Source organism: Streptomyces sp. NPDC007875 (assembly GCF_042868035.1).
Taxonomy (GTDB): domain Bacteria; phylum Actinomycetota; class Actinomycetes; order Streptomycetales; family Streptomycetaceae; genus Streptomyces; species Streptomyces antimycoticus.
Map to the genome: position 1 here is coordinate 116,636 of NZ_JBIADZ010000002.1, position 22,699 is coordinate 139,334.

Below are 22,699 nucleotides of genomic sequence, written 5' to 3' on the forward strand. Positions count from 1 at the left end.
GATCGCCCAGAACGCCCCGACCTGCGAGACCTCGAAAACCGGATTTCGTCTCTGGCCACAGGTCCGCTAAAGTAGAGCTCGTTGCTTCGGGGTGTAGCGCAGCTTGGCAGCGCGCTTCGTTCGGGACGAAGAGGTCGTGGGTTCAAATCCCGCCACCCCGACTGAAGGAACACAGGTCAGGGGCCTGATCCGCGAAAGTGGATCGGGCCCCTGACTCATTCCTGAGGCCGCCTGGGGTCCCTGGCTCCCAGGCGAGCCGGTCAGGACTCGTCGGTGCCGGAGCCCTGAGCAGTCGTGAGCACGCTTCGGTCATCCAGGACAGCGAACGCAGGGTCACCTCGGTGGTCGCTCTGCCGGCCACCGGGGCGTGGACCGCGAGGCGCGGCGCTGACCGGCGCCATCAGTCAGGGCGCCCTCACTGAGGCGGGCCTTGTGCGTCAGAGCTGACGCCGCCCAGCCCGAGGACGTCACGTCCTCGGGTCATGGCCACGAAGAGCCGGCTGCGGGCGAGTTGCTGTCGCTCGGACGCCGTCTCGGACAAGCCGGACCGTGCGTTGACCTGCTCGTCGTGGCGCGGCAGACACACGTACTTGAACTCAAGTCCCTTGGCTCGGCGATAACTGCCCAACTTCACGGCCTCGACAGGACGACCGTCGTAGTGCTCGAGCAGGCACAGCGGGAGTCCGGCCTGGGTAAGAAGCCGCTGGTAGTGGCTTTTGGCACGCATGGAGGGGCAGAGAACCGCCACATTGCCGAGGCTGCCAGCCGGCAGTGCCCGAAGCATGTTGACGAGATCCTGGTCGTGTTCGGCGACGGTAGGTCGTGTCGACCGCAGGACCTTGCCGTCGTGGTAGATCAGCTCCACGTCGCGACGGCCCGGCGTGCGTACTCCGCCGATATCGGAGGCGACGCCACGTCCTTTGATGACGTGGTCGATTTCCTCCCTCCAATACAGCGGGGCGGGTAGCCGCCATCTCGCCCCCTCGTACGCGGACCAGCAATCGTAGGACGTACTGCCAGGAGACATGGAGTAGCGATCAGGTCAACTCGTCGGTGCGGCAGCAAAGTTCACTCTTCGGCCTTCAGCGCCTCAGCCGCCCGGGCCAGTCCGCTATTGGCGGCTCAGGGAGCGGGTGATGCCCGCTGCGATGGTGGTGGCCAGGATCCAGCCGGTGACGATGAGGGTGTAGGAGAGCCACTGACACCAGCCCTGTGGCGCGAAGGCGGACTGCTGACCGAAATCGGTGATCGGCAGGAGCAGGTCCACGGTGTAGAAGACGGGGTTGAAATCGGGCGCCTCATCGGCCTTCAGGGGGTGGGGGTGGTTCAGGGCGAAGGCGAGGGCGCCGGTGAGGAGGAGGGTCAGCAGCCATCCGGCGGCGCGCATGGGCCGGAAACCGTAGCCGACAGTGAGGTCCTGGAGATGGCCCCAGGCCCTGGCGTACCGGGGAAGGGTGCGGCGGTGCCGGCGGAGCTTGGCCAGTTGCACCGTGCGGGCGGCGGCGTCATCGCCCGCGGTGCGGTAGGCGACGGTCAGCTGCTCATAGGCGTACGGCAGATAGCCCGACTCCTCACGCTCCAGCAGAGTCAGGCGTTGTTCGGCGGGGAGGTCGGGAGTGAGCCTGCGATAGCTGAGGCCGTCGATCCTGACTCGGCCGGGCCACGTCTCCGGGGCGATGTGCAGCAGATCGACCTGACAGCCCCGGAGGTTCACCGTGCCCTCGATCGGGGCGGCCTCGCGCAACCACAGCTCGCCGATGACGCAGCTGCTGGCGCGCAAGGCCTGGCCACCGGGGTTGGAGAACCGGGCGTACGCGAGGTTCAGATGACGGGGAATTCTGGCGCCGCTGAGGTTGACCCGGCCATGGGCGCGCAGCCGCATGGCGCGCAGGTCGGTGCCGACCGACAGCGTCTCGGCGTGCAGGGCAGTGTGGCCGGGGTGGTGCAGCATGGCGTCGTCGAGGTTGACCTCACCGGTGACGGTGGCCCCGTTCAGCCGGACCTGACCGTGGCAGACGAGCCCGGCTGCCGCTATGTCGTTGCCCACGACCACGTGGTTGAGTTCCAGTGCCGGCTCCTGGAGCGCGTCGGGGTCCGCGGCATCAGGGGTGTGGGATGCGGCGGAGACATCGGGGGCGTCCGGGGAGACACCGAGGCGCGCCCCGTCGAGGAAGATCGCCCCGGCGATCTGGGCCCCCGCAAGCCTTACGGGGCCCGCGATACGGCAGCCGCTCATCCGCAGCACCCCATCGACGCGGAGCGCTCCCGCGGTGAGGCCGGGCAGCACCGAATCACTGAGCACCAGGGCACGCAGCTGCGCCCCGTAGAGCATCGGGCCCCGCGTGAAGTGGCAGGACCGCAGCCGTATGGGGTGCTGGACCACCCCGTACCTGAGGTCGAGCTGCCCGGTGATTCGCGCACCCGCCAGCTTCAGCCCCGCTATCTCGCCACCCCGGCTCGGCCCGTCGACCAGCAATGCCCGTAACACCTCGGCCCGTACGGTCCGCTCCGGCCCCCAGGGCCCACCGGCCGCCGGGTCGTCGTCGGCGCTCTCGCGCATATCCACGCCCTCGCCCAGCGGGAACGCCTCCCAGACACGGCGCTCGGCTGGTGTCAGGTCGGCGATCTCCATCGGCGGGATGGTGGCGCGGGGGCGCTCAGGGTGTCAACCGCCAGGCGTCGGTCGCCGAGCTGTCGGTCGCCTATTCGGACGCGGCGGACGCGGCGGAGGCGTCGGTCCAGCCCTGGCGGCGTAGGACGGCCGGGACGTCGGGGGCCTGGTAGTGGGCGCCCTTGAGGACCTTGCCGTCGGCGCGCAGGGTGGGGCGGCCGTCGGGGCCGAGTTTGGTCATGTTGGCCCGGTGGATCTCGGCGATCACCTCGTCGAGGTCGATGCCATGGACCAGGGCGGTGCCGTAGGCGACGTAGACGACGTCGGCCAGTTCGTGGGCCAGGTGGTCGACGGTGCCGTGGGCGCTCGCCTCGGCTACTTCGGCGCACTCCTCGGCCAGTAGGTTTTGGCGGTGGGCGGCGAGTTCCGGTGAGACCTCGGTGGGGGTCGTACGGGCGTCGAGGCCGAAGGCCAGGTGGAATTCGCGGACGAGGTCGGCGCGAGAGGGGCGCATCCGTCCGATCGTACGTGGGGGTGAGCGGTCAGGCGTCGTAGGGGCAGGGGGCGTGGGAGCGTGCGTTGTGGGGGAGCGTCGTGCGTCGGCGCGCGGATCCTTGGGCGGGTGCCTAGGGTGAGGCGTATCAGGCCCTTGACCTCCGCCTCCGGGGTGGTGCACCCATGAGTCTCAGCATCCGCAATCAGCTCCCCGCCACCGTCGTGTCCGTGACCCCGGGCGAGGTCATGGCCACGGTCCAGGGGCGGCTGTCCGGGGGTCAGATGGTGACGGCCGCCGTGACCATGAGCGCCGTGAAGGAACTCGGCATCGGGGAGGGGTCGGAGGTGACGGCGCTGGCCAAGGCCACCGAGGTGGCTCTGGCCACCGGGGAGGTCTCGGGGCTGAGCATCCGCAATCGCTTCCCGGGCACGGTCACCCACCTCACCCTCGGGGCCGCCATGGCCACCGTTGTCATCGCCATCGGCCGTGACCAGGAGCTCACGGCCGCCATCACCCAGGACGCCGTGGCGGAGCTGGGGCTCACCGAGGGCAGCCGCGTCACCGCGCTGATCAAGTCGACCGAGGTGTCGCTCGCCACCGCCTAGGCCGATGAGTCGGTGGTGGTCGGTGGGGGGTCGGTCGATGGGCCGATTGCCTGTCGTCCCCGGCCCGGTCCCGGCCCGCCAGATCGCGCCAACCTCTCCACTCCCACCCCGCTTATTTCTACAGTGCTGTAGATTTTAACTCCGGTCCACCGAGCACCTGGAGTAAATCGTGGGAGTTTCCCTGTCCAAAGGCGGCAACGTCTCGCTGAGCAAGGAGGCGCCGGGCCTGAGCGCGGTCGTCATCGGCCTGGGCTGGGACGTACGGACGACGACGGGCGCCGCCTACGACCTCGACGCGAGCGCCCTGCTGTGCGACGAGGCCGGGAAGGTCGCGTCCGACCGGCACTTCGTCTTCTACAACAACCTCACCAGCCCCGACGGCTCCGTGGAGCACACCGGCGACAACCTGACCGGTGAGGGCGAGGGCGACGACGAGGCCATCAAGGTCAATCTGGCCGCCGTGCCGGCCGAGATCGCCAGGATCGTCTTCCCGGTCTCCATCCACGACGCGGACGGCCGCGACCAGAACTTCGGCCAGGTCCGCAACGCCTTCATCCGGGTGGTCAACCAGGCCGACAACGCCGAACTCGCCCGCTACGACCTGAGCGAGGACGCCGCGACCGAGACGGCGATGGTCTTCGGCGAGCTCTACCGCAATGGCGCGGAGTGGAAGTTCCGCGCGGTCGGCCAGGGGTACGCCTCGGGGCTCGCGGGCATCGCCTCCGACTTCGGCGTCAATCTCTGACGCCCTCCTCCGTGATCGTCGGGCCCGGCCTTCCCCTGAGGCGGGCTCGGCGGCCGGTTCACGCGGCGCGTGCAGCTAGACGGTTAGCGCAGCTACGCGGTTCGCACAGCCGGACGGCTCGCACAGCCGGACGGCTCGCGCAACTCATACGGTTCGGACACATCGAGGAAGCGGACATGACCGCCCCACCCGGGTTACAGGCCGAGGACAGGCCGGACTTCGAGCGGGCGCTGCACCAGGCGCTGCGTACGGCGGAGATCCGAGAGGCCCTGCGGCGCAACGGGGCCACCGGGGACGCGGACATCCAACGGCTGCGCTCCCGGGCGCTGGTGGAGAGCGAGGCGATCGCGACGGCCGCCGCGCCCGAATACGCCGCGCACCTCCGGCAACGCGCCGCCGCGGCGATGAGCCCGTCCACCGCGCTCGTTACGCCTGCCCCTTCTGCCTCAGCTGCCCGGTCTGCTGTGGGTGGCCCCTCCCCCACGGCAGGCGTCCGTGGGCTGCTGCCGGCGCTCGCCGTCCTCGCACCGGCTCTGGCCGGTGCCTCGGCCGCGGCCTTTCTGCTCCTCGGCGGACTGCTGAAGCTCTTCCACTCCCAACGGGAGCTGGCCGAGGCACTGTTGACCGCCGGGCTGACCAGCGCGACGATCGCGGCAGTCACTCTGGCGGCCGGAGTGGCCTGCCTGCTCGCCACCGCCGTACGCCACCACACCTCGGCCCCCGACCATCACCAGCGCGCCCAACGGCTTCCGTACACGCACCCGCCACACGTCAGACGCCGGGATGACGCGGCCGTGGCCACGGCCCGCGACGCCTGGCTGAGGGCCCTTCTTCACCGCGGCATCCTGCCGTTTCTGCGCGACCGGCTGAAGATGTCGCAAAAACCGTCTCGGATGAATCAGAAGAGCGAGAAAGGAAGCACATGACCGTAAATCTGGCCAAGGGCCAGCGGATCAACCTGAGCAAGTCCGACGGGGGCGAGCTCAGCGCGGTGCGCATGGGCCTGGGCTGGCAGGCCGCGCCGCGCAAGGGGTTGCTCGCCCGGTTGACCGCCAAGGAGATCGACCTGGACGCCTCCGCCGTGCTGTTCGCCGGGCAGGAAGCCGTCGACGTCGTGTTCTTCCAGCATCTGACGAGCGACGACGGATCCGTACGGCACACCGGCGACAACCTCGTCGGTGGCACCGGTCAGGGCGGCGACGATGAATCGATCCTGATCGATCTGCAGCGCGTTCCGGCCCATGTCGATCAGATCCTGTTCACGGTGAACTCCTTCACCGGACAGACCTTCGCCGAGGTGCAGAACGCCTTCTGCCGTCTGATCGACGAGACCAACGGACAGGAGCTGGCCCGCTACACCCTGAGCGGCGGTGGCCCCTACACGGCCCAGATCATGGCCAAGGTGCACCGCGAGGGCGGGGCGGGCGGGGCCTGGCAGATGTCGGCGATCGGCGCGCCCGCCACCGGCCGGACGTTCCAGGATCTGCTGCCGGTCCTCTCCTCCCACCTCTGACCTGACGGGCAAGCCCTGACAAGCAAGCTCCTCCCGGCATCTGACAAGCGGGCTGAAACGGCCTGTGGCGCGTTTCGCGCCGTCCGAGGGAGAATCTGAGGGTGACCGAGCGAAAGCCCCCGGGCATCAGCTTCGAAACATGGGCCGACCGACAGATCCGCGAGGCGGAGGAACGCGGCGCGTTCGCGAACCTCCCGGGAAAGGGAAAACCTCTCCCCAACCTCGACAAGCCCTACGACGATCTGTGGTGGGTCAAGGAGAAGATGGCCCGCGAGAATCTGTCATTTCTGCCCCCGACACTCGTACTGCGCAAAGAGGCGGAGGACGCGCTCGCCGCCGTGGAAAGGGCGCCCTCGGAACGGAGAGTGCGGGAGATCCTCTCGGAGGTCAATGACAAGATCCGTGAGGCGATCCGGCGGCCCCCGCCCGGCCCGCCGCTCCATCTCACGCCCTTCGACATCGACGAAGTCGTCCGGGAGTGGCGGGAGCGCCGGGAGCGGATGGAGCACGACGAGGACCGGCCCGGCTGACCGCGACGAAGGTGGGCCGGGGCGGGTGCGCCCCGGCCCACTCGTGGTGCAGGGTCTGCCCGATTCAGGGGCCCATGTTCCAGGGCAGCCCCGGGCTACTCCTCGTTGCCGTACGGGCGAGTGATGATCTCCATGCCATGACCGGCCGGGTCCATGAAGTACAACCCGCGCCCGCCGTGATGGTGGTTGATCTCGCCCGGCTGCTTCAGATGGGGATCGGCGTAGTACGTGACCCCTTGCTGCCGGATCCGCTCGAAAGCCGCATCGAACTCCTCGTCCGAGATGAGGAACGCGTAATGCTGCATGACGATCGACTCACCGGGAATCGTGGCGAAGTCCAAGGTGACGCCGTTACTCGTCTCCAGCGGAACGAATGGGCCCCACTCTTCTCCCACCTCAAGGCCAAGGATGTTCGCCAGGAATTCTGCGGATTCGCGGTTGTCCAGAGAATGGACGATCGTGTGATTCAACTCGACAGACACTGTGGAATGCCTCCGTAAGGCAATCTCACGGGCACCTCCATGTCTCACCCAGCCGGTGACCGACACGCGATGCCGTATCTCCGATCGTAGGCGGCACCACCTCCGACCGTCGAGGCCCAGTTCCTCAGCCGCGCACCACGGAAGCGGCATCCCCGTCGGCGGATTCTTTCCTGACCGCCGCTACGTTGAAGATCCCGCCCTCCGGGTCACGCAGCGCCGCGACGCGCCCATAGGGGGTGTCGGTCGGCGGGGAGAGGATGCCGCCGCCGAGTTCCGCGGCGCGTTCGGCGACCTCGTCGACGTCCTCCACGCAGAAGTAGACCCGCCAGCGGGGCCGGACGTTCGGGTCCGGGGCGGCCTCGAGGGCGCCGCCGCGCAGCCCCGCGACCGCCTTACCGTCGATATGAAGGACCACCCGGTCGTGTTCGAAGCGGACGTCGCAGCGCTCTCGCTCCTGACTGTCCCAGCCGAAGACCTGCCCATAGAAGAGCGCCGCCTCGAAGGCGTCGCGGGTGCGCAGCTCCAGCCATACGGGCGCGCCCGGTCTGCGCTCGCCCCACCAGGCGGAGGTCAGATCGCCCTCCCAGATGCCGAAGTTGGCCCCGTCCGGGTCGGCCGCCCAGGCCACCCGGCCGCTGCCGAACTCCAGCGGCCCGACGGCGACCGTGCCACCGCGCTCCTGGACGCGCGAGGCCACCTCGTCCGCGCTGTCCGCCGCGAAGTACGTGGTCCAGGTGACCGGGAGGGTCACTCCCGCCGAGGGGGACGAGGCACCGATGCCGACGGTCGGTACGCCGCCCTCGGTGTACGCGATGGTGTAACGGCCGTGGCCCTGCCGGGTAGGGCGGAAGCCCCAGCCGAAGAGCTCTCCGTAGAAGGTGTGCGCGCGGTCCAGATCCGCTGCCATGAGACTCACCCAGCACGGTGCGCCCTGGACAGCACGGAACCTCTCCCGCAAGGCCGCTCACCTCACTCATGTCCCTGGGGGCGCCACAGGCGTCCCGCAGGCAGCCGTCATCGCTCGTGCTTCATGCCCGATATCTCCACTTTCCTCTGATTTCGCGGTCGGCGCCACCTTGATGCCCACCGGCGCGCCCGCCCGAGCAGGGAGCACGTGCGTTGTGGCGCATCACACCGGGGCACGTCCGGCACTGGAGCATGGCCGGCCGGCCATGGCAGGGCAGTATTGCGCCCATGTCGAATCTCCGCTCAAACATCGTCTCCTGGCTGGGCCGCAAGTACTTTTCGAGAATTCAGAAGAATGGCTTCGACTTGTCCAAGATGTCGTTCCTCCCGGACGCCACGCTGGCGCCACTGAGGCGCGATGGACTCGACCCCATTGCCGATCTGTCCCGAACCAGGGCAAAAGAACCCATCAGCAAGATATGGCTGCCTTTCGGCATCAATGCCTGGCTTGTCACCGGATATGACGAGACCAAGGCGGTGCTCGGAAAGGCGAAGGGGTTCAGCTCCGATTTCACCAACCTCGCGGAACGGAACATCGGCGTCGCCCCGCAGCAGAATCCGGGAGGTCTCGGCTTCAGCGATCCACCGACGCATACGAGACTGCGACGCCTGCTGACGCCCGAATTCACCATGCGGCGGCTCAGCAGGCTCACCCCGCTCATCCACTCCATCGTGGAAGAGCGCCTCGACGAGATGGCGGCGGCCGAGGGCCCGGTGGATCTCGTGGAGGCGTTCGCCCTCCCCATTCCCGCGCTGGTCATCTGCGAGCTGCTCGGGGTGCCGTACGAGGACCGCGATGACTTCCAGCGCCACAGCACCGCGCGGTTCGACCTCTTCGGCGGGGCGAACGCCTCTCTCGGCGCGATGTCGGACTCCCTTTCCTATCTGCACGGGATCGTCCGGAAGCAGCGCGAGACGCCCGGAGACGGGCTGCTCGGCATGCTGGTGAAGGAGCACGGCGATGAACTCGACGACCAGGAGCTGGCCGGGCTCGCCGACGGGGTGCTGACCGGCGGTCTCGAGACGACCGCGAGCATGCTGGCGCTGGGCACGCTGGTGCTGCTCCAGGCCCCCGAGCAGTTCGCCGCGATACGTGATCACGACGATGTCGTGGACCCGTTCGTGGAGGAGCTGCTGCGCTATCTCACGGTGGTGCAGGTGGCCTTCCCGCGGTTCGCCCGCGAGGACATGGAGATCGCGGGCACACGGATATCCGCCGGCGATCTGGTGCTGTGCTCACTCAGCGGCGCCAACCGCGACGAGAAGCTGGGCCCCGACATGGAGCGGGTCGATCCGCACCGGCAGGCCCCCTCGCATCTGGCCTTCGGATACGGCATCCACCGCTGCATCGGCGCCGAGCTGGCCAAGATGGAACTCCGGGCCGCCTACCCCGCCCTCATACGGCGGTTCCCGGAGATGCAACTCGCGGTACCGGCGGAGAAGCTCTCCTTCCGGAAGCTCTCCATCGTCTATGGCGTGGACGAGCTGCCGGTGCTGCTGAGGTAGCGGAGCCCGGGGAGGGGACGGGGTGAAGGGGAGGGGCAGGGGGTGGGGCCGGAAGGGTGGGAGCCGGAGAGGCGGGCCCCGGGGGAAGGCGCGGAATCGCGCACGGAGAAGCTACGGACGGGTGCGGACGGAAAAGTTCAAGCTGCTGCCCTGCATCGCCTGCGAGCAGTCAGAGGCGTCCAGGAGCACTCAGAAGCGCTCGACCGTTTGCTCGCGCTCACGCGGAGGCTCGTACGGCGCGGGCCAGAAGTCGGTGATGGTCTGGATCCGGCCGTCCGCCGAGGCGGTGAAGAAGCTGATCGCCTGTGTCTCCTCCTCGTCCTCGCTGAAGCGCACCCAGGAGACCGCCTGCTCACCGTCGGCGATGACGCGCTCGACCTCCAGACTCCACTCGCCCAGGTACTCGGCGTTGAAGCGGACCACACCGTCCCGGCCGAGCACCCGCTCGCGGGTCTGCGGCAGTTCGTAGCGGACGTCGTCGGCGAGCGTGGCACCGAACGCCCGCCAGTCCCTGGCCTGGGCCGTTGCCCAGTACGTCTCCACTGTCGCGGCTATGTCGGCCATCAGCTCCCCCTCGGTGTACGGCCCCGTCCATCCCGCCGGGAACGTTATCCACAGGCGCGGGGCGACGCCAGCGCGTATGTCGCGGTGCGGCGCAGAATGGTGAGCATGACTGAGAGCACGGAGTCCATGCCGGACTGGGAAAAGCGCTTCCGGGCGCCGCGAGTGGGGCTGCCCGACTGGGCGGAAGAAGCCCCGGACCACTCACTGTTCGTCTCCAACGCCACGGGCACATACGAGCTGTACGCATGGGATCGGGCGACCGGTGCGCAGCGGCAGGTCACGGACCGGCCGAACGGGACGACCGACGGGGTGTTGTCGCCGGACGGCCGGTGGATCTGGTGGTTCTCGGACACCGATGGTGATGAGTTCGGGGTGTGGCTGCGCCAGCCGTTCACCGGCGGCGAGGGGGACGAGCGCCCGGCCGACGAGCCCGCGGCCCCCGGCCTGGACCCCTCCTATCCCGCGGGGCTCGCGCTGGGCCGCGACGGCACGGCGGTCGTCGGGCGGTCCACCGACGAGGACGGCTCGACCATCCATGTGGTGCGGCCGGGCGGCGAGCCCGAGGAGATCTACCGGCATCGCGAGTCCGCCGGAGTGGGCGATCTCTCCCATGACGGGACGCTGATCGCGATCGAGCACACCGAGCACGGCGACGCGATGCACTCGGCGATCCGCGTCCTGCGGCTGGACGGGACGGCCGTCGCGGAGCTGGACGACACCAAGGGCGGCACCGAGGAGCTGGGCCTGTCCGTGATGGGCTTCGCGCCCGTCGAGGGGGACACCCGGCTGCTGGTCGGGCACCAGCGGCGCGGCCGGTGGGAGCCCATGGTGTGGGATCCGGTGACCGGTGTGGAGACCGCGCTGGCGATCGATCTGCCCGGTGACGTCGGGGCGGACTGGTTCCCGGACGGATCGGCGCTGCTGGTCGAGCACAGCCATCAGGCGCGCAGCGAGCTGCTGCGGTACGACCTCGGCTCCGGCGAGCTGACCCGCCTGGAGACCCCGCCGGGGACGATCTCGGGCGCCACGGCGCGGCCGGACGGCACGGTGGAGTTCCTGTGGTCGTCGGCCGAGAAGCCGCCCCAGGTGCGGTCGACGAGCGGGCGGACGGTGCTGGACCCACCCGGCTTCGCGGCCCCGGAGTCGGTGCGGGTCACCGACGCGTGGGTGGACGGCCCCGGCGGGCGGGTGCACGCGCTGGTGCAGAAGCCCGCGGGCGAGGGCCCCTTCCCGACGGTCTTCGACATCCACGGCGGGCCGACCTGGCATGACAGCGACGCCTTCGCGGCGGGCCCCGCGGCCTGGGTGGACCACGGCTTCGCCGTGGTGCGGGTCAACTACCGCGGCTCGACGGGGTACGGGCGGGCGTGGACGGACGCGCTCAAGCACCGGGTCGGGCTGATCGAGCTGGAGGACATCGCGGCCGTGCGGGAGTGGGCGGTGGCCTCCGGGCTCGCCGACCCCGAGCGGCTGGTGCTGGCCGGCGGTTCATGGGGCGGCTATCTGACGCTGCTGGGGATCGGGACCCAGCCGGATTCCTGGGCGCTGGGGCTGGCCGCGGTCCCGGTCGCGGACTATGTGACGGCCTACCACGACGAGATGGAGGCCCTGAAGGCGATGGACCGCACCCTGCTGGGCGGCACCCCGGAGGAGGTGCCGGAGCGGTTCGAGGCGTCGTCCCCGCTGACCTATGTGGATCAGGTGCGGGCGCCGGTCTACATCTCGGCGGGGCTGAACGACCCCCGCTGCCCCATACGGCAGATCGACAACTATGTGGAGCGGCTCGAGCAGCGCGGCACCCCGCATGAGGTCTACCGCTATGACGCGGGGCACGGCTCGCTGGTCGTCGAGGAGCGGATCAAGCAGTTGCGCTTGGAGATCGAGTTCGCTCGGCGTCATCTGGGTTCCGGTCCGCATCCAGCGCCGTCGGAGCCGCCGGCTCGGGCGGTGTGATGCCGAGGGCCAGATCGCGGGCCGTCTCGGCCTCGCGGCGGAACAGCCGGAACCACATGAAGATCACAAAGCCCGCGAAGACGAACCACTCACCGGTGTAGCCCAGGTTCTGGAACGCCTTGATGTCGAGCCCGGTGCCCTCCGCCGCCGTGGGGGGCACCGGCTTCAGGGCCCCGGGAGCCTGGGAGGAGGTCACCCAGGCGTCGTACACCTGATACGGCACCAGGTTGACCAGGGAGGCGGCGCTGATCATGCCCAGCTGACCGCGGGGGAGGCCACCGGCCGCGCTCACCCCGTCGCCGCCCTGGTGCTCGGACGCCTGGAGGGCTCCTGTGACGGTCACCTCACCGGAGGGGGGTGCGGGCACCTTGGCGGCGGCCGCCGGATCGTCGGCGTCGCCGGGGAGCCAGCCACGGACGACGGGCAGCGCCTTGGCCCCGGCTCCGTCCTTGGCTCCGGCTCCGTCCTTGCCGTCGGCCCCGTCCTTGCCTCCGCCGACGTCCCCGTTCACGCGGAGCAGTGTCAGCACATAGAAGCCGTCGCGGCCGTCCAGCCGCCTGTCGGGCACGAGGAGTTGATGTGTGGTGTCGTATCGGCCGGTGGCGGTCGCCCGCTCCCCGGAGGTCTTCGCGGTGACCGGCAGCAGATCGCTCAGCGGCCGGGCCGCGGCCTTCCGCTCGCGGGAGGCGTCGTCCTGCTGCTGGTTATGCGTGTCGACGCGCGTCTCGAAGCGGCTGAGCTGCCAGCTGCCCATGAAGAGGCAGACCGGGATCGCCAGCAGGGTGAACACGTTGATCACCCACCAGCGGGGTGTCAGCAGAAACCGATACACACCACCACGGTACGGGCTTCGCGTCGGGGTCCCGGCGGCGGGGCCGCCCCACAGACCCCCGCGCGCCGGCCCCGGGACCCCGCTGCGGCGCGTCAGGAGCGCCGCAGGGGCCTCCTGGGGGCGGCTCCCCGGGAGGCCGCTGCCCCACAGCTCCAGAGGGACGCCAGCAGATCTAGAGGGACGCCAGCAGACCGGTGCGGTAGATCGTTCCGGCACAGGCGCCACTGATCGTCACGCTCGCCGCGGCCGGGTCACCCGCCTCCGGTGTGTGGCTGACCAGGACGCTCGCGTCCTGCGGCTCACCGCCGCCGCCACCGCCCGGCTCGCCCGCGCTGGGGTTGTCCTGCGGCCCGTCCTGGGCCGGGTCCGTGGACGGATCGGGGGTCGGGGTGCCGGTGGTGGAGCAGCCGCTGTTGCCGCCGCCCGCCGCCGGGATCCAGGCGAACTTGACCTCGTACGCCTGGCCGGGCTTGAGGATGAGCGTGCCCGGCTGGATCGAGGGGTCGGGCAGCCCTGCCGCCGCGTCCCCCGCCGTATGGTCGACGACGAGGATCCGCGAGGCATCCGCACCGCCCTGGGCGCTCGCGCCCACCGAGCCGCTGCCCTCGACCGTGCAGGCGCTGTCCGAGACGTTCGCGACGCGGAACGAGCCGTAGACCCGTCCCTCGGCGTCGGCCGCACCGACCGATCCCGCGCCACCGCTGGTGAGCTGGGCACGGCTGCAGGTGGGGGAGGTGGCGTTCAGCGTGTTGGAGGGGTCGGGGGCCGTACCGCCGGAGCCGCCCTCCTCCTCGCCCTTCGGCGGCTTGTCCTTCCCCTTGTCCTTGTCCTTGTCGCCCTTGTCCTGCTCGACCGTGTCGGCGGGCCCGTCGGAGCCCTTGCCGCCACTGCCCTCGCCGTGCCGGCCGCCGCTGGTCTCAGGGGTGCGGTGGCTGCTGGCGGCATTGGCCGGTCGGTCGTCCGCGCCGTTGCTGGTGGTCGCGACGTGCACCAGCGCCGGTACGGCCGCGCAGCCGAGCACCACCGCGGCCGCGGCCCCGACCAGGGCCTGGCGCCGCCGCGCACGGCGGGCGGGCACGGCGCGCCGCAGATGGTCGAGGGAGTCGGAGGACGGTTCGAGATCGTCGACGGCGCGGTGCAGCAGCCGCCGCAGCGCCTCCTCGTCCTCACCCCCGGGCCCGTCGTCGTCGAGCTGAATCCGGAGGGGCGTCACCTGCCCCTGTCCGGACGCAGCGGACTCCCTGGCCCCTGCGGACCCGCCGGACTCCTCGGGGCCCGTGGGCCCGGCAGCCCCAGTGGACCCGGCGGACTCACGGGCCTCCGTGGAATCCGCGGACCTCGCAGACTCACCGGCCTCCGTGGACTCCGCCGGCTCTACCGGTTCCATCGGCTCCGTGGACTCCACTGGTTCTCGGGACTCGGGCTCATGGCCCGTCCGCCGCCCGGGATCGTCCGGGTCCGGCGTATGTGTGATGTGGTTCATGCCGGAGCCTCCATGGCGACGCGGAGCGCCGCGATGCCGCGCGACCCGTACGCCTTGACCGAGCCGAGCGATATGCCCAGCGTCTCGGCCACCTGGGCCTCGGTCATATCGGCGAAGTAGCGCAGCACGAGAACCTCGCGCTGACGGCGCTGAAGTCCCCTCATCGCCTTGATCAATTGATCGCGTTCAAGCTGTTCGTACGCCCCCTCCTCGGCACTGGCCATATCGGGCATCGGCTTGGAGAGCAGCTTCAGCCCGAGGATGCGCCGGCGCAGCGCGGAGCGGGAGAGATTGACGACCGTCTGCCGCAGATAGGCAAGGGTCTTCTCGGGATCCCGGACTCTCTTGCGCGCCGAGTGCACACGGATGAACGCTTCCTGCACGACGTCCTCGCAGGACGCGGTGTCGTCGAGAAGGAGCGCGGCGAGACCGAGCAGCGACCGGTAATGGGCGCGGTAGGTCTCGGTGAGGTGATCGACTGTGGTGCCCGCTGCCATCGCGTCGTCAGTATCCTCGCGCCCTGTTGTGATGTGCGCGGGGCGGGCCGTCGGCCATGGCGCGATCACCGGCATGCCACCTGGCGTACGCGGGGGGCGTACCGCCGCCGCGCCGCCGCGCCTTGGAACCGTTGCGATGCCGAATACCTCTGCCACGCCTGTTGGACACGCCGCCCCCTGTCAGGGTTGTACGCGCGAGGCACCGCTTTTGACGATGCGTTCAATGCCCCCATGCGCATCAATTCTTCCCCAATGCCCCAATTATCCCTGCGCCCACTACGGGGCGGCTGGAAAGACGCCCCCCACCCACTGCCGGTTGCAGCGGGCGGGGAGTGAATACGCCGATCAGATCAACGGCCCAGCTCAGCTGGTCCAGGCCAGTGACATGCACACAGGATATTCACATCTGCCGATCGACGCACTGGTGAAACGTCACTTTAAGACGGCCGCTCACCTTACGGCGGCCCGGGCCCCTCACTTGACCACGGATCGTCATCTGGTGGCGGGCCCCACCTGGTGGCGGGCCGGGGGAATACCTGGCCGTGGGCCCTCCTTGGGGACGGGCGGGCCCTGCGGCCTTCTCACCTCGCGGCGGCCCCGCCGGCCAGCTCCGCCGCGACGACCTCCGCGATCTGCGCGGTGTTCAGTGCCGCGCCCTTGCGCAGGTTGTCGCCGCAGACGAACAACTCCAGCGCCCTCGGGTCGTCCAGCGACCGCCGTACCCGGCCCACCCAGGTGGGGTCGGTGCCCACGGCGTCGGCGGGGGTGGGGAATTCGCCCTCCGCCGGGTTGTCGCACAGCACCACGCCGGGGGCGCCCGCCAGGATCTCGTGCGCCGCCTCGACCGTCACCTCGTTCTCGAACCGCGCGTGCACGGCCAGCGAATGCGTGGTGATCACGGGCACCCGGACACAGGTCGCGGTGACCCTCAGCTCCGGCAGCCCCAGGATCTTGCGGGACTCGTTGCGCACCTTGAGCTCCTCGGAGGACCAGCCGTCCTCCTTGAGCGAACCGGCGAACGGCACCACATTGAGCGCCATCGGGGCCGGGAACGGCCCGGTGTCGCCCACCGCCCGCCGTACGTCCCCGGGGTGGGTGCCCAACTCCGTACCGGCGACCAGCGCGAGCTGCTCGCGCAGGGCGTCGATGCCTTCCTTGCCCGCACCGGAGACCGCCTGGTACGAGGAGACGATCAGCTCACTCAGCCCGAACTCGGCGTGCAGCGCGCCCATCGCCACGATCATCGACAGGGTGGTGCAGTTGGGGTTGGCGATGATGCCGCGCGGGCGGACACGGGCCGCGTGCGCGTTCACCTCCGGCACCACCAGGGGGACATCGGGGTCCATCCGGAACGCGCCGGAGTTGTCGACGGCCACCGCACCCTTGCTCGCCGCGATGGGCGCCCACCGCGCCGAGATCTCGTCCGGTACGTCGAACATCGCGACGTCGACGCCCTCGAACGCCTCCTCGCTCAGCGCGATGACCTCGACCTGCTCACCCCGGACGGTCAGCTTCCGGCCGGCCGAGCGGGGCGAGGCGATCAGCCGGATCTCGCCCCAGATGTCGGCGCGCTCCGAGAGGATCGAGAGCATGACGGTGCCGACGGCGCCGGTGGCACCGACGACCGCGAGGGTGGGCTTGTCGTCCCCGGCGGCACCGCCATGACCGATCATCGGCCAGTCCCTCCGTAAACCACCGCTTCGTCGCTGTCGCTGTCCAGGCCGAAGGCGCTGTGCACGGCCACCACCGCGTCCTTCACATCGTCGGCGCGGGTGACGACCGAGATGCGGATCTCGGAGGTCGAGATCAGCTCGATGTTGACCCCGGAATTCGACAGCGCCTCGAAGAAGGTCGCGGTGACCCCCGGGTTGGTGCGCATTCCGGCACCGATCAGGGAGATCTTGGCGATCTGGTCGTCGTAGCGCAGCGAGTCGAAGCCGATCAGCGACTTCGCCTTGGTCAGCGCCTCCATCGCCCGGTGGCCGTCCGTCTTCGGCAGCGTGAAGGAGATGTCGGTCAGCCCGGTCGACGCGGCGGAGACGTTCTGCACCACCATGTCGATGTTGATCTCGGCGTCGGAGATGGTGCGGAAGATGGCCGCGGCCTCACCCGGCTTGTCCGGCACCCCGACGACCGTGACCTTGGCCTCGGACGTGTCGTGCGCGACCCCGGAGATGATCGCCTGCTCCATGCCTTCTTCTCCTTCTCCCGCTTCCGGCCGGTTGCGCACCCAGGTGCCCTGGTGGCCGGAGAAAGACGACCGTACGTGGATGGGGATGTTGTACCGGCGCGCGTACTCCACGCAGCGCAGGTGCAACACCTTGGAACCGCTCGCGGCGAGCTCCAGCATGTCCTCGTACGGAATCTCGTTGATCTTGCGAGCCTTCTTCACCACGCGCGGATCGGCGGTGAACACGCCGTCCACATCGGTGTAGATCTCGCACACCTCGGCATCCAGGGCCGCGGCCAGCGCGACCGCGGTGGTGTCCGAACCGCCCCGGCCGAGGGTGGTGATGTCCTTGCTCTTCTGGGACACGCCCTGGAAGCCCGCGACGATCGCGACCGCGCCCAGCTCGAGCGCGTCACGGATGCGGCCCGGCGTGACGTCGATGATCCGCGCTTTGTTGTGAACCGCGTCGGTGATGACTCCCGCCTGGCTGCCGGTGAACGACAGCGCCTCGTGACCGAGGTTTTTGATCGCCATCGCCAGCAAGGCCATGGAGATCCGCTCTCCCGCGGTCAGCAGCATGTCGAACTCGCGCCCAGTAGGAATCGGGGATACCTGCTCGGCGAGATCGATCAGCTCGTCCGTCGTGTCGCCCATCGCGGAGACCACGACGACCACCTGGTGGCCGTTCTTCTTGGCTTCCACGATTCGCTTGGCGACCCGCTTGATGCCTTCGGCATCGGCAACGGAGGAGCCTCCGTACTTCTGCACGACAAGGCCCACGTGCGCTCCTCGCAGCTCTCAATAATGCGGTCGGCTCAGTTTAACGAGCGGCCGGAATTTGCCCTCCCAATATCACATAGCGAGACGAATGCCTCACAAGGTGATCAAGAAGGGCAAGGAGACAAGGGGCATCACGCGACGCATACGTCCATGCGTCCGCGAGATTCCCCGCATCCCTCCCACCCGCTCAGCGACCAACCCTTCCCCCTCGCCGCCGAAGCACACGGGAACGTAACCCAGCTCACAGGCTCGGACGGGTCGCGGGTCGCCCCCGCGGGCCGTTTCGGATCGTGCCGTCGGCCGTCCCGGGCACGCCTCGGCGCGGCCCCGAGCAGCCGTCCCGGGCACGCCTCAGCTCGGCCCCGAGCGCAGGCCGAGCGGTCCCGCGATCTCCGCCGCCATGACCCGGCCGGCCTCCTCCGCGAGCTCCTCGTCACCGCCCGCGTTGCTGTCCGTGTCCAGGCCGTCCAGCTCGTCCAGCGGGCTGTCCAGCCGTACGTGCGCGACCAGCGACTGCAGCGCGCGCAGGGCCGCCGAGGCGGTCGTCCCCCAGTTGGAGAGGTACGAGAACTGCCACCACCACAGCGCCTCGCTGATCCTGCCCTCGCGGTAGTGCGCCATCCCGTGCCGCAGATCGGTGATGATCCCGGCGAGATCGTCGGAGATCCGGCAGGCGACGGGCTGGCTGCGCGGCACGTACGGGTCGAAGACCTCCGAGTAGATGTCCACCGGCTCCAGCAGCTGGGCGAAGCGCTCACGCAGCTCGTCGACGTCCGGCTCCGGACCGACGTCCGGTTCGTACCGCTCGTCCGGAACGAAGTCCTCGTGCGCACCGAGTCGGCCGCCCGCGAGGAGCAGCTGGGACAGCTCGAGGAGCAGAAACGGCACAGCGCTGTCCGGCTCGTCCCCCTTGGCGACTTCGGTGACCGCGACGATGAAGCTCTCGATCTGGTCGGAGATCTGGACCGCGAAGTCGTCCGGGTCCGGGTGGGCGTCGTGCAGCGTTGCGTCAGACATCGAGAAGTCTTCTCCCTTCGAAGGCACGACCCAGCGTGACCTCGTCGGCGTACTCCAGGTCTCCACCGACAGGGAGGCCGCTGGCCAGGCGAGTGACCTTCAAACCCATGGGCTTGATCATGCGCGCGAGGTACGTGGCGGTGGCTTCGCCCTCCAGATTCGGATCGGTGGCCAGGATGAGCTCCGTAACCGTCCCGTCCGCGAGCCGCCCCAGCAGCTCCCTGATCCGCAGATCGTCCGGGCCCACGCCCTCGATGGGGCTGATCGCCCCGCCGAGCACGTGATAGCGGCCCCGGAACTCACGCGTCCGCTCGATCGCGACGACGTCCTTCGGCTCCTCGACCACGCAGATGATCGCGGGGTCGCGACGGGGGTCCTGGCAGACGCGGCACTGCTCGGCCTCGGCGACGTTCCCGCAGACCGCGCAGAACCGCACCTTCTCCTTGACCTGGGTCAACGCATGCGCGAGGCGGCGGACGTCGGTGGGCTCGGACTGCAGGATGTGGAAGGCGATCCGCTGCGCGCTCTTGGGACCGACGCCGGGCAGCCTGCCCAACTCGTCGATGAGGTCCTGGACCACGCCCTCGTACACGCCTTCATCCAATCTCGCGCCGCCGCGCGGTGGCTGTACTGCATATGAATATTCGGTTGCGCCGCACCCTCACTGCCGGGGCCGCCGTGGTCCCGCGGCCGGGCCCGGGGAGCCGGGTGGGCCCGAGGAGCCCGGCAATCCCGTGGGCCCGGAGAGCCCTGGGGAACCGGTGGGATTACGGAACCCTATGAGATTGGAGAGCCCGGGGACCCGAAAACCCAAGGAACCGAGAACCCCGAGGATCCGGAATCCCGACGACCGGGCCCGAGGCACCCGAGGCACCCGAGGCACCCGAGGGACCCGAGGATCAGAACGGGAGCCCGGGCATACCGCCCAGCCCCTGGGCGAGCGGGCCGAGCTTCTGCTGCTGGAGCTCCTGCGCGGCGTTGTTGGCGTCACGGACGGCCGCGACGACCAGATCCGCGAGGGTCTCCGTGTCCTCAGGATCCACGGCCTGGGGATCGATGACCAGGCCCTGCAACTCACCGGAACCGGTCACGGTCGCCTTCACCAGGCCACCGCCCGCGGAACCCTCGACATGAGTCCGGGCCAGCTCCTCCTGGGCCGCGGCGAGGTCCTGCTGCATCTTCTGAGCCTGCTGCAGCAACTGCTGCATATTCGGCTGGCCACCACCGGGGATCACGGCTTCGCTCCTGGCGCTCGACAGTCGTTCTCTTCGATAGCCCGAGCCTACGTGCTCCCCGAGCGCCCTGCTCTACGCCGTACGGAGGAGACACGGCTACATAGGGCATGGGTGCGGGACCCACGCCTCCTACTCGTTGACGATCTCTTCGATCACCGTGGCACCGAGCTCGCGAACGATCAGGTCGTGCCCGCTCAGCGCGGTGTCGTCCAGGTCCGGGTCGTCCTCGGCCGGCATGTCGTCCTCCAGCGCGACCCGCGGAGGCTCGGGCTCCCGGTACGCCGCCGCCTCGGGGGGCGGGCCCGCGTCCGCGGCCCCGGACGGCGCGGCGGGGGCGGCCGGGGGCGGGGAGGCGGGAGCGGGCCGGGGCGCGGACTGCCGTGGCGCGGCGGACTGGCCACCGCCGCCGGGGCCGCCGCCACCGGGGCCACTCCCGCCGCCGAAGCCGCCACCACCGCCGAAGCCACCGCCGGTGGCGCCACCGCCTCCGCCGAAGCCGCCGGAACCGCCCGGACCACCGGTGCCACCCGGACCGCCGCCCTGCTGTCCGGCGCCGCCCGAGGGATCGACGATCGCCTCGATCCGCCACTGCACGCCGATGGCGTCCTGGAGCGCCTGCCGCAGAACGTCCTCGCTGCCGCCGCCCACGAAGCTGTCGCGCGCGCCCGCGTTGGAGAAGCCGAGCTGGAGGGTGGTGCCGTCGAAGCCGGACACCGTCGCGTTCTGGCTCAGCAGGATCCAGGTGAAGCGGCGGCGGTTCTTGACCGCCTCCAGGATGTCCGGCCACATCTGCCGCACCTGCACGGCACCCTGCGCCATGCTCGGTGCGCCCTGCGAGGGCGCGGAGGGCGCGGAGGGCGCGGCGGACGCGGGAGGCGGGGTCGACGCGGTCGGCGCGGAAGGCGCTGCGGGCGTCTGCGCAGGTGCGCCGCCGCCCTGCCCCGGCGCGGTGGCCGTGGGCCAGCCACCGGGCTGCCGAGCGGGCGCCCCACCACCGGAGGCACCGCCACCACCGGAGGCACCGCCGACATCGGAAGCACCAGACGGCCCGGACGCACCGGACGCACCGGAGCCGGGCGCCGAGGCGGTGGGCCAGGCTCCGGGCCGCGATCCGCCACCCTCCACCGCAGCGGACTGGGCGCTCGACGGCCATGCTCCGGGCCGCTGCCCGCCGCCGCCCTCCACGGGCGCGGCCGGGGCACCGGCCTGCTGTCCTCCGTCTGCGGCGCCGCCCGGACCGCTGTCCGCGGCCGGCCGCGCACCCGCGGGCCACCCGCCGGGTGCCTCGGCACCGCCCGGCCCCTCTGGGGCCTGCCCCTGGCCGGGCCCTCCCCCGGCCATCGCCGCACGCGCGGCGGCCGGACCGGACGGCCCAGCGGCGGGCGGTGCGGCCGGAGCGTGAGCGTCGGGCCCCGGTACGTACCCCATGGCGGGCCCGGGCCCCGCCGCCCCAGCGACGCCACCAGCACCGGCACCGGCTCCACCGCCCAGGCCGCCCGCGAGGGCCCCGCGCTCCAGCCGCTCCAGCCGCGACTGCACCGAGCGCTCATCGTCGAAGGCGGCGGGCAGCAGTACCCGGGCGCAGATCAGCTCCAGCTGCAGCCGCGGCGAGGTGGCGCCGCGCATCTCCGTAAGGCCCTCGTTGACCAGGTCCGCCGCGCGGCTCAGCTCGGCGCCGCCGAAGACCGACGCCTGCGCCTGCATCCGCTCCACCACATCAGCCGGGGCGTCGATGAGCCCCTTCTCCGCGGCGTCCGGCACGGCGGCGAGGATCACCAGATCGCGCAGCCGCTCCAGCAGATCGGCGACGAAACGCCGGGGGTCGTTGCCCCCCTCGATCACGCGGTTGACGACCTCGAACGCCGCCGCGCCGTCGGTCGCCGCGAAGGCGTCCACGATCGAGTCGAGCAGCGAGCCGTCCGTATAACCGAGCAGCGAGGTCGCCATGGCGTAGGTCACACCGTCGTCGGCCGCGCCCGCGAGCAGCTGGTCCATCACCGACATCGAATCCCGCACCGACCCGGCCCCGGCCCGCACCACCAGCGGCAGCACCCCGTCCTCGACCGGGATCGCCTCGCGCCCGCAGACCTCTCCCAGATACTCGCGGAGCGTCCCGGGTGGCACGAGCCGGAACGGATAGTGGTGCGTACGCGACCGGATCGTGCCGATGACCTTCTCCGGCTCGGTGGTCGCGAAGATGAACTTGAGGTGCTCCGGAGGCTCCTCGACCACCTTCAGCAGGGCGTTGAACCCCGCCGAGGTGACCATATGGGCCTCGTCGATGATGTAGATCTTGTAACGACTCGACGCGGGCCCGAAGAACGCCTTCTCCCTCAGCTCACGGGCGTCGTCCACACCACCGTGCGACGCGGCGTCGATCTCGATCACATCGATCGACCCCGGTCCGTTCCGCGCGAGGTCCTGGCACGACTGGCACTCGCCGCACGGCGCCGGAGTGGGACCCTTCTCACAGTTCAGACAGCGGGCCAGGATGCGCGCACTGGTCGTCTTGCCACACCCGCGGGGACCACTGAAGAGATACGCGTGATTGACCCGGTTGTTGCGCAGCGCCTGCTGCAGCGGGCCGGTGACATGCTCCTGCCCGATGACCTCCGCGAAGGTCTCGGGGCGGTAGCGGCGGTACAGCGCGAGGGACGACACGCTTACGACGATATCGGGGACCACGGACAACGGGTCCACATCCGTATCCCCAC

22 protein-coding genes and 1 tRNA gene are annotated in these 22,699 nt (G+C 70.2%); 8 read left to right on the forward strand and 15 right to left on the reverse strand.

Annotated features, from left to right (window positions below):
- Positions 1-87 precede the first annotated feature (87 nt).
- Positions 88-161: transfer RNA gene (locus ACFYOY_RS04225), tRNA-Pro, on the forward strand.
- A gap of 254 nt (positions 162-415) precedes the next feature.
- Here the strand turns inward: ACFYOY_RS04225 and ACFYOY_RS04230 are convergent.
- From ACFYOY_RS04230 to ACFYOY_RS04240, 3 genes are all read right to left on the reverse strand, one after another.
- Positions 416-865: a hypothetical protein gene (locus ACFYOY_RS04230; RefSeq protein WP_351882139.1), complete on the reverse strand. Its 450-nt coding sequence runs from the start codon at positions 863-865 to the stop codon at positions 416-418.
- 246 nt (positions 866-1,111) lie between these two features.
- On the reverse strand, positions 1,112-2,632 hold the full coding sequence (locus tag ACFYOY_RS04235) for a membrane-associated oxidoreductase (RefSeq protein WP_351882141.1): 1,521 nt from the start codon (positions 2,630-2,632) through the stop codon (positions 1,112-1,114).
- A gap of 70 nt (positions 2,633-2,702) precedes the next feature.
- Entirely contained in the window at positions 2,703-3,125 is a 423-nt protein-coding gene (locus ACFYOY_RS04240; RefSeq protein WP_388584714.1) for a MazG nucleotide pyrophosphohydrolase domain-containing protein, read from the reverse strand.
- 164 nt (positions 3,126-3,289) lie between these two features.
- Between ACFYOY_RS04240 and ACFYOY_RS04245 the strand changes: the two genes are divergently transcribed.
- The 5 genes from ACFYOY_RS04245 to ACFYOY_RS04265 all read left to right on the forward strand — a co-directional run bounded on the left by ACFYOY_RS04245 (position 3,290) and on the right by ACFYOY_RS04265 (position 6,500).
- Positions 3,290-3,712, forward strand: coding sequence for a TOBE domain-containing protein (locus tag ACFYOY_RS04245; protein ID WP_351882145.1), 423 nt, complete (start codon positions 3,290-3,292; stop codon positions 3,710-3,712).
- 169 nt (positions 3,713-3,881) lie between these two features.
- On the forward strand, positions 3,882-4,457 hold the full coding sequence (locus tag ACFYOY_RS04250) for a TerD family protein (RefSeq protein WP_351882147.1): 576 nt from the start codon (positions 3,882-3,884) through the stop codon (positions 4,455-4,457).
- 176 nt (positions 4,458-4,633) lie between these two features.
- Complete coding sequence (locus tag ACFYOY_RS04255) at positions 4,634-5,383, forward strand: hypothetical protein (RefSeq protein WP_351882149.1); 750 nt, start codon at positions 4,634-4,636, stop codon at positions 5,381-5,383.
- Entirely contained in the window at positions 5,380-5,970 is a 591-nt protein-coding gene (locus ACFYOY_RS04260; RefSeq protein WP_351882151.1) for a TerD family protein, read from the forward strand. The genes ACFYOY_RS04255 and ACFYOY_RS04260 overlap by 4 nt, the downstream gene beginning before the upstream one ends.
- Positions 5,971-6,071: 101 nt before the next feature.
- The gene (locus ACFYOY_RS04265; protein WP_351882153.1) at positions 6,072-6,500 is read left to right on the forward strand and encodes a DUF1992 domain-containing protein; all 429 of its coding nucleotides are present in this window, start codon (positions 6,072-6,074) and stop codon (positions 6,498-6,500) included.
- 95 nt (positions 6,501-6,595) lie between these two features.
- Here the strand turns inward: ACFYOY_RS04265 and ACFYOY_RS04270 are convergent, their stop codons facing one another.
- Entirely contained in the window at positions 6,596-6,982 is a 387-nt protein-coding gene (locus tag ACFYOY_RS04270; protein WP_093462954.1) for a VOC family protein, read from the reverse strand.
- Positions 6,983-7,106: 124 nt separating this feature from the next.
- Positions 7,107-7,889, reverse strand: coding sequence for a VOC family protein (locus tag ACFYOY_RS04275; RefSeq protein WP_351882155.1), 783 nt, complete (start codon positions 7,887-7,889; stop codon positions 7,107-7,109).
- 287 nt (positions 7,890-8,176) lie between these two features.
- On the opposite strand from ACFYOY_RS04275, the gene ACFYOY_RS04280 reads away from it, so the two are divergent.
- The gene (locus ACFYOY_RS04280; protein WP_351882157.1) at positions 8,177-9,454 is read left to right on the forward strand and encodes a cytochrome P450; all 1,278 of its coding nucleotides are present in this window, start codon (positions 8,177-8,179) and stop codon (positions 9,452-9,454) included.
- Between the two features lie 189 nt (positions 9,455-9,643).
- Here the strand turns inward: ACFYOY_RS04280 and ACFYOY_RS04285 are convergent, their stop codons facing one another.
- The gene (locus tag ACFYOY_RS04285) at positions 9,644-10,018 is read right to left on the reverse strand and encodes a nuclear transport factor 2 family protein (RefSeq protein WP_351882159.1); all 375 of its coding nucleotides are present in this window, start codon (positions 10,016-10,018) and stop codon (positions 9,644-9,646) included.
- Positions 10,019-10,123: 105 nt separating this feature from the next.
- On the opposite strand from ACFYOY_RS04285, the gene ACFYOY_RS04290 reads away from it, so the two are divergent.
- Positions 10,124-11,971 (forward strand): prolyl oligopeptidase family serine peptidase, encoded by a 1,848-nt coding sequence (locus ACFYOY_RS04290; RefSeq protein WP_351882161.1) that lies wholly within the window; start codon positions 10,124-10,126, stop codon positions 11,969-11,971.
- Here the strand turns inward: ACFYOY_RS04290 and ACFYOY_RS04295 are convergent.
- The 9 genes from ACFYOY_RS04295 to ACFYOY_RS04335 all read right to left on the reverse strand — a co-directional run bounded on the left by ACFYOY_RS04295 (position 11,877) and on the right by ACFYOY_RS04335 (position 22,646).
- The gene (locus ACFYOY_RS04295) at positions 11,877-12,803 is read right to left on the reverse strand and encodes an SURF1 family protein (protein ID WP_388584722.1); all 927 of its coding nucleotides are present in this window, start codon (positions 12,801-12,803) and stop codon (positions 11,877-11,879) included. The genes ACFYOY_RS04290 and ACFYOY_RS04295 overlap by 95 nt on opposite strands.
- Positions 12,804-12,975: 172 nt before the next feature.
- Complete coding sequence (locus ACFYOY_RS04300) at positions 12,976-14,016, reverse strand: hypothetical protein (RefSeq protein WP_351882165.1); 1,041 nt, start codon at positions 14,014-14,016, stop codon at positions 12,976-12,978.
- Between the two features lie 266 nt (positions 14,017-14,282).
- Positions 14,283-14,858 carry a SigE family RNA polymerase sigma factor gene (locus tag ACFYOY_RS04305; RefSeq protein WP_030829843.1) on the reverse strand — a complete coding sequence of 192 codons (576 nt, stop codon included), beginning with the start codon at positions 14,856-14,858 and terminating at the stop codon, positions 14,283-14,285.
- A gap of 506 nt (positions 14,859-15,364) precedes the next feature.
- Entirely contained in the window at positions 15,365-16,456 is a 1,092-nt protein-coding gene (locus ACFYOY_RS04310) for an aspartate-semialdehyde dehydrogenase (RefSeq protein WP_093462965.1), read from the reverse strand.
- Positions 16,453-17,733 carry an aspartate kinase gene (locus ACFYOY_RS04315; RefSeq protein ID WP_078642287.1) on the reverse strand — a complete coding sequence of 427 codons (1,281 nt, stop codon included), beginning with the start codon at positions 17,731-17,733 and terminating at the stop codon, positions 16,453-16,455. The genes ACFYOY_RS04310 and ACFYOY_RS04315 overlap by 4 nt, the downstream gene beginning before the upstream one ends.
- 351 nt (positions 17,734-18,084) lie before the next feature.
- Positions 18,085-18,750, reverse strand: a complete 666-nt coding sequence (locus ACFYOY_RS04320; RefSeq protein ID WP_351882168.1) for a DUF5063 domain-containing protein — start codon at positions 18,748-18,750, stop codon at positions 18,085-18,087.
- Positions 18,743-19,342, reverse strand: a complete 600-nt coding sequence (gene recR / locus ACFYOY_RS04325; protein ID WP_059148202.1) for a recombination mediator RecR — start codon at positions 19,340-19,342, stop codon at positions 18,743-18,745. The genes ACFYOY_RS04320 and recR overlap by 8 nt, the downstream gene beginning before the upstream one ends.
- A 307-nt stretch (positions 19,343-19,649) precedes the next feature.
- Complete coding sequence (locus ACFYOY_RS04330) at positions 19,650-19,985, reverse strand: YbaB/EbfC family nucleoid-associated protein (protein ID WP_351882170.1); 336 nt, start codon at positions 19,983-19,985, stop codon at positions 19,650-19,652.
- A 129-nt stretch (positions 19,986-20,114) separates the two neighbouring features.
- A complete protein-coding gene (locus tag ACFYOY_RS04335) occupies positions 20,115-22,646 on the reverse strand; it encodes a DNA polymerase III subunit gamma and tau (protein WP_388584729.1) in 2,532 nt (843 codons plus the stop codon).
- Positions 22,647-22,699 lie beyond the last annotated feature (53 nt).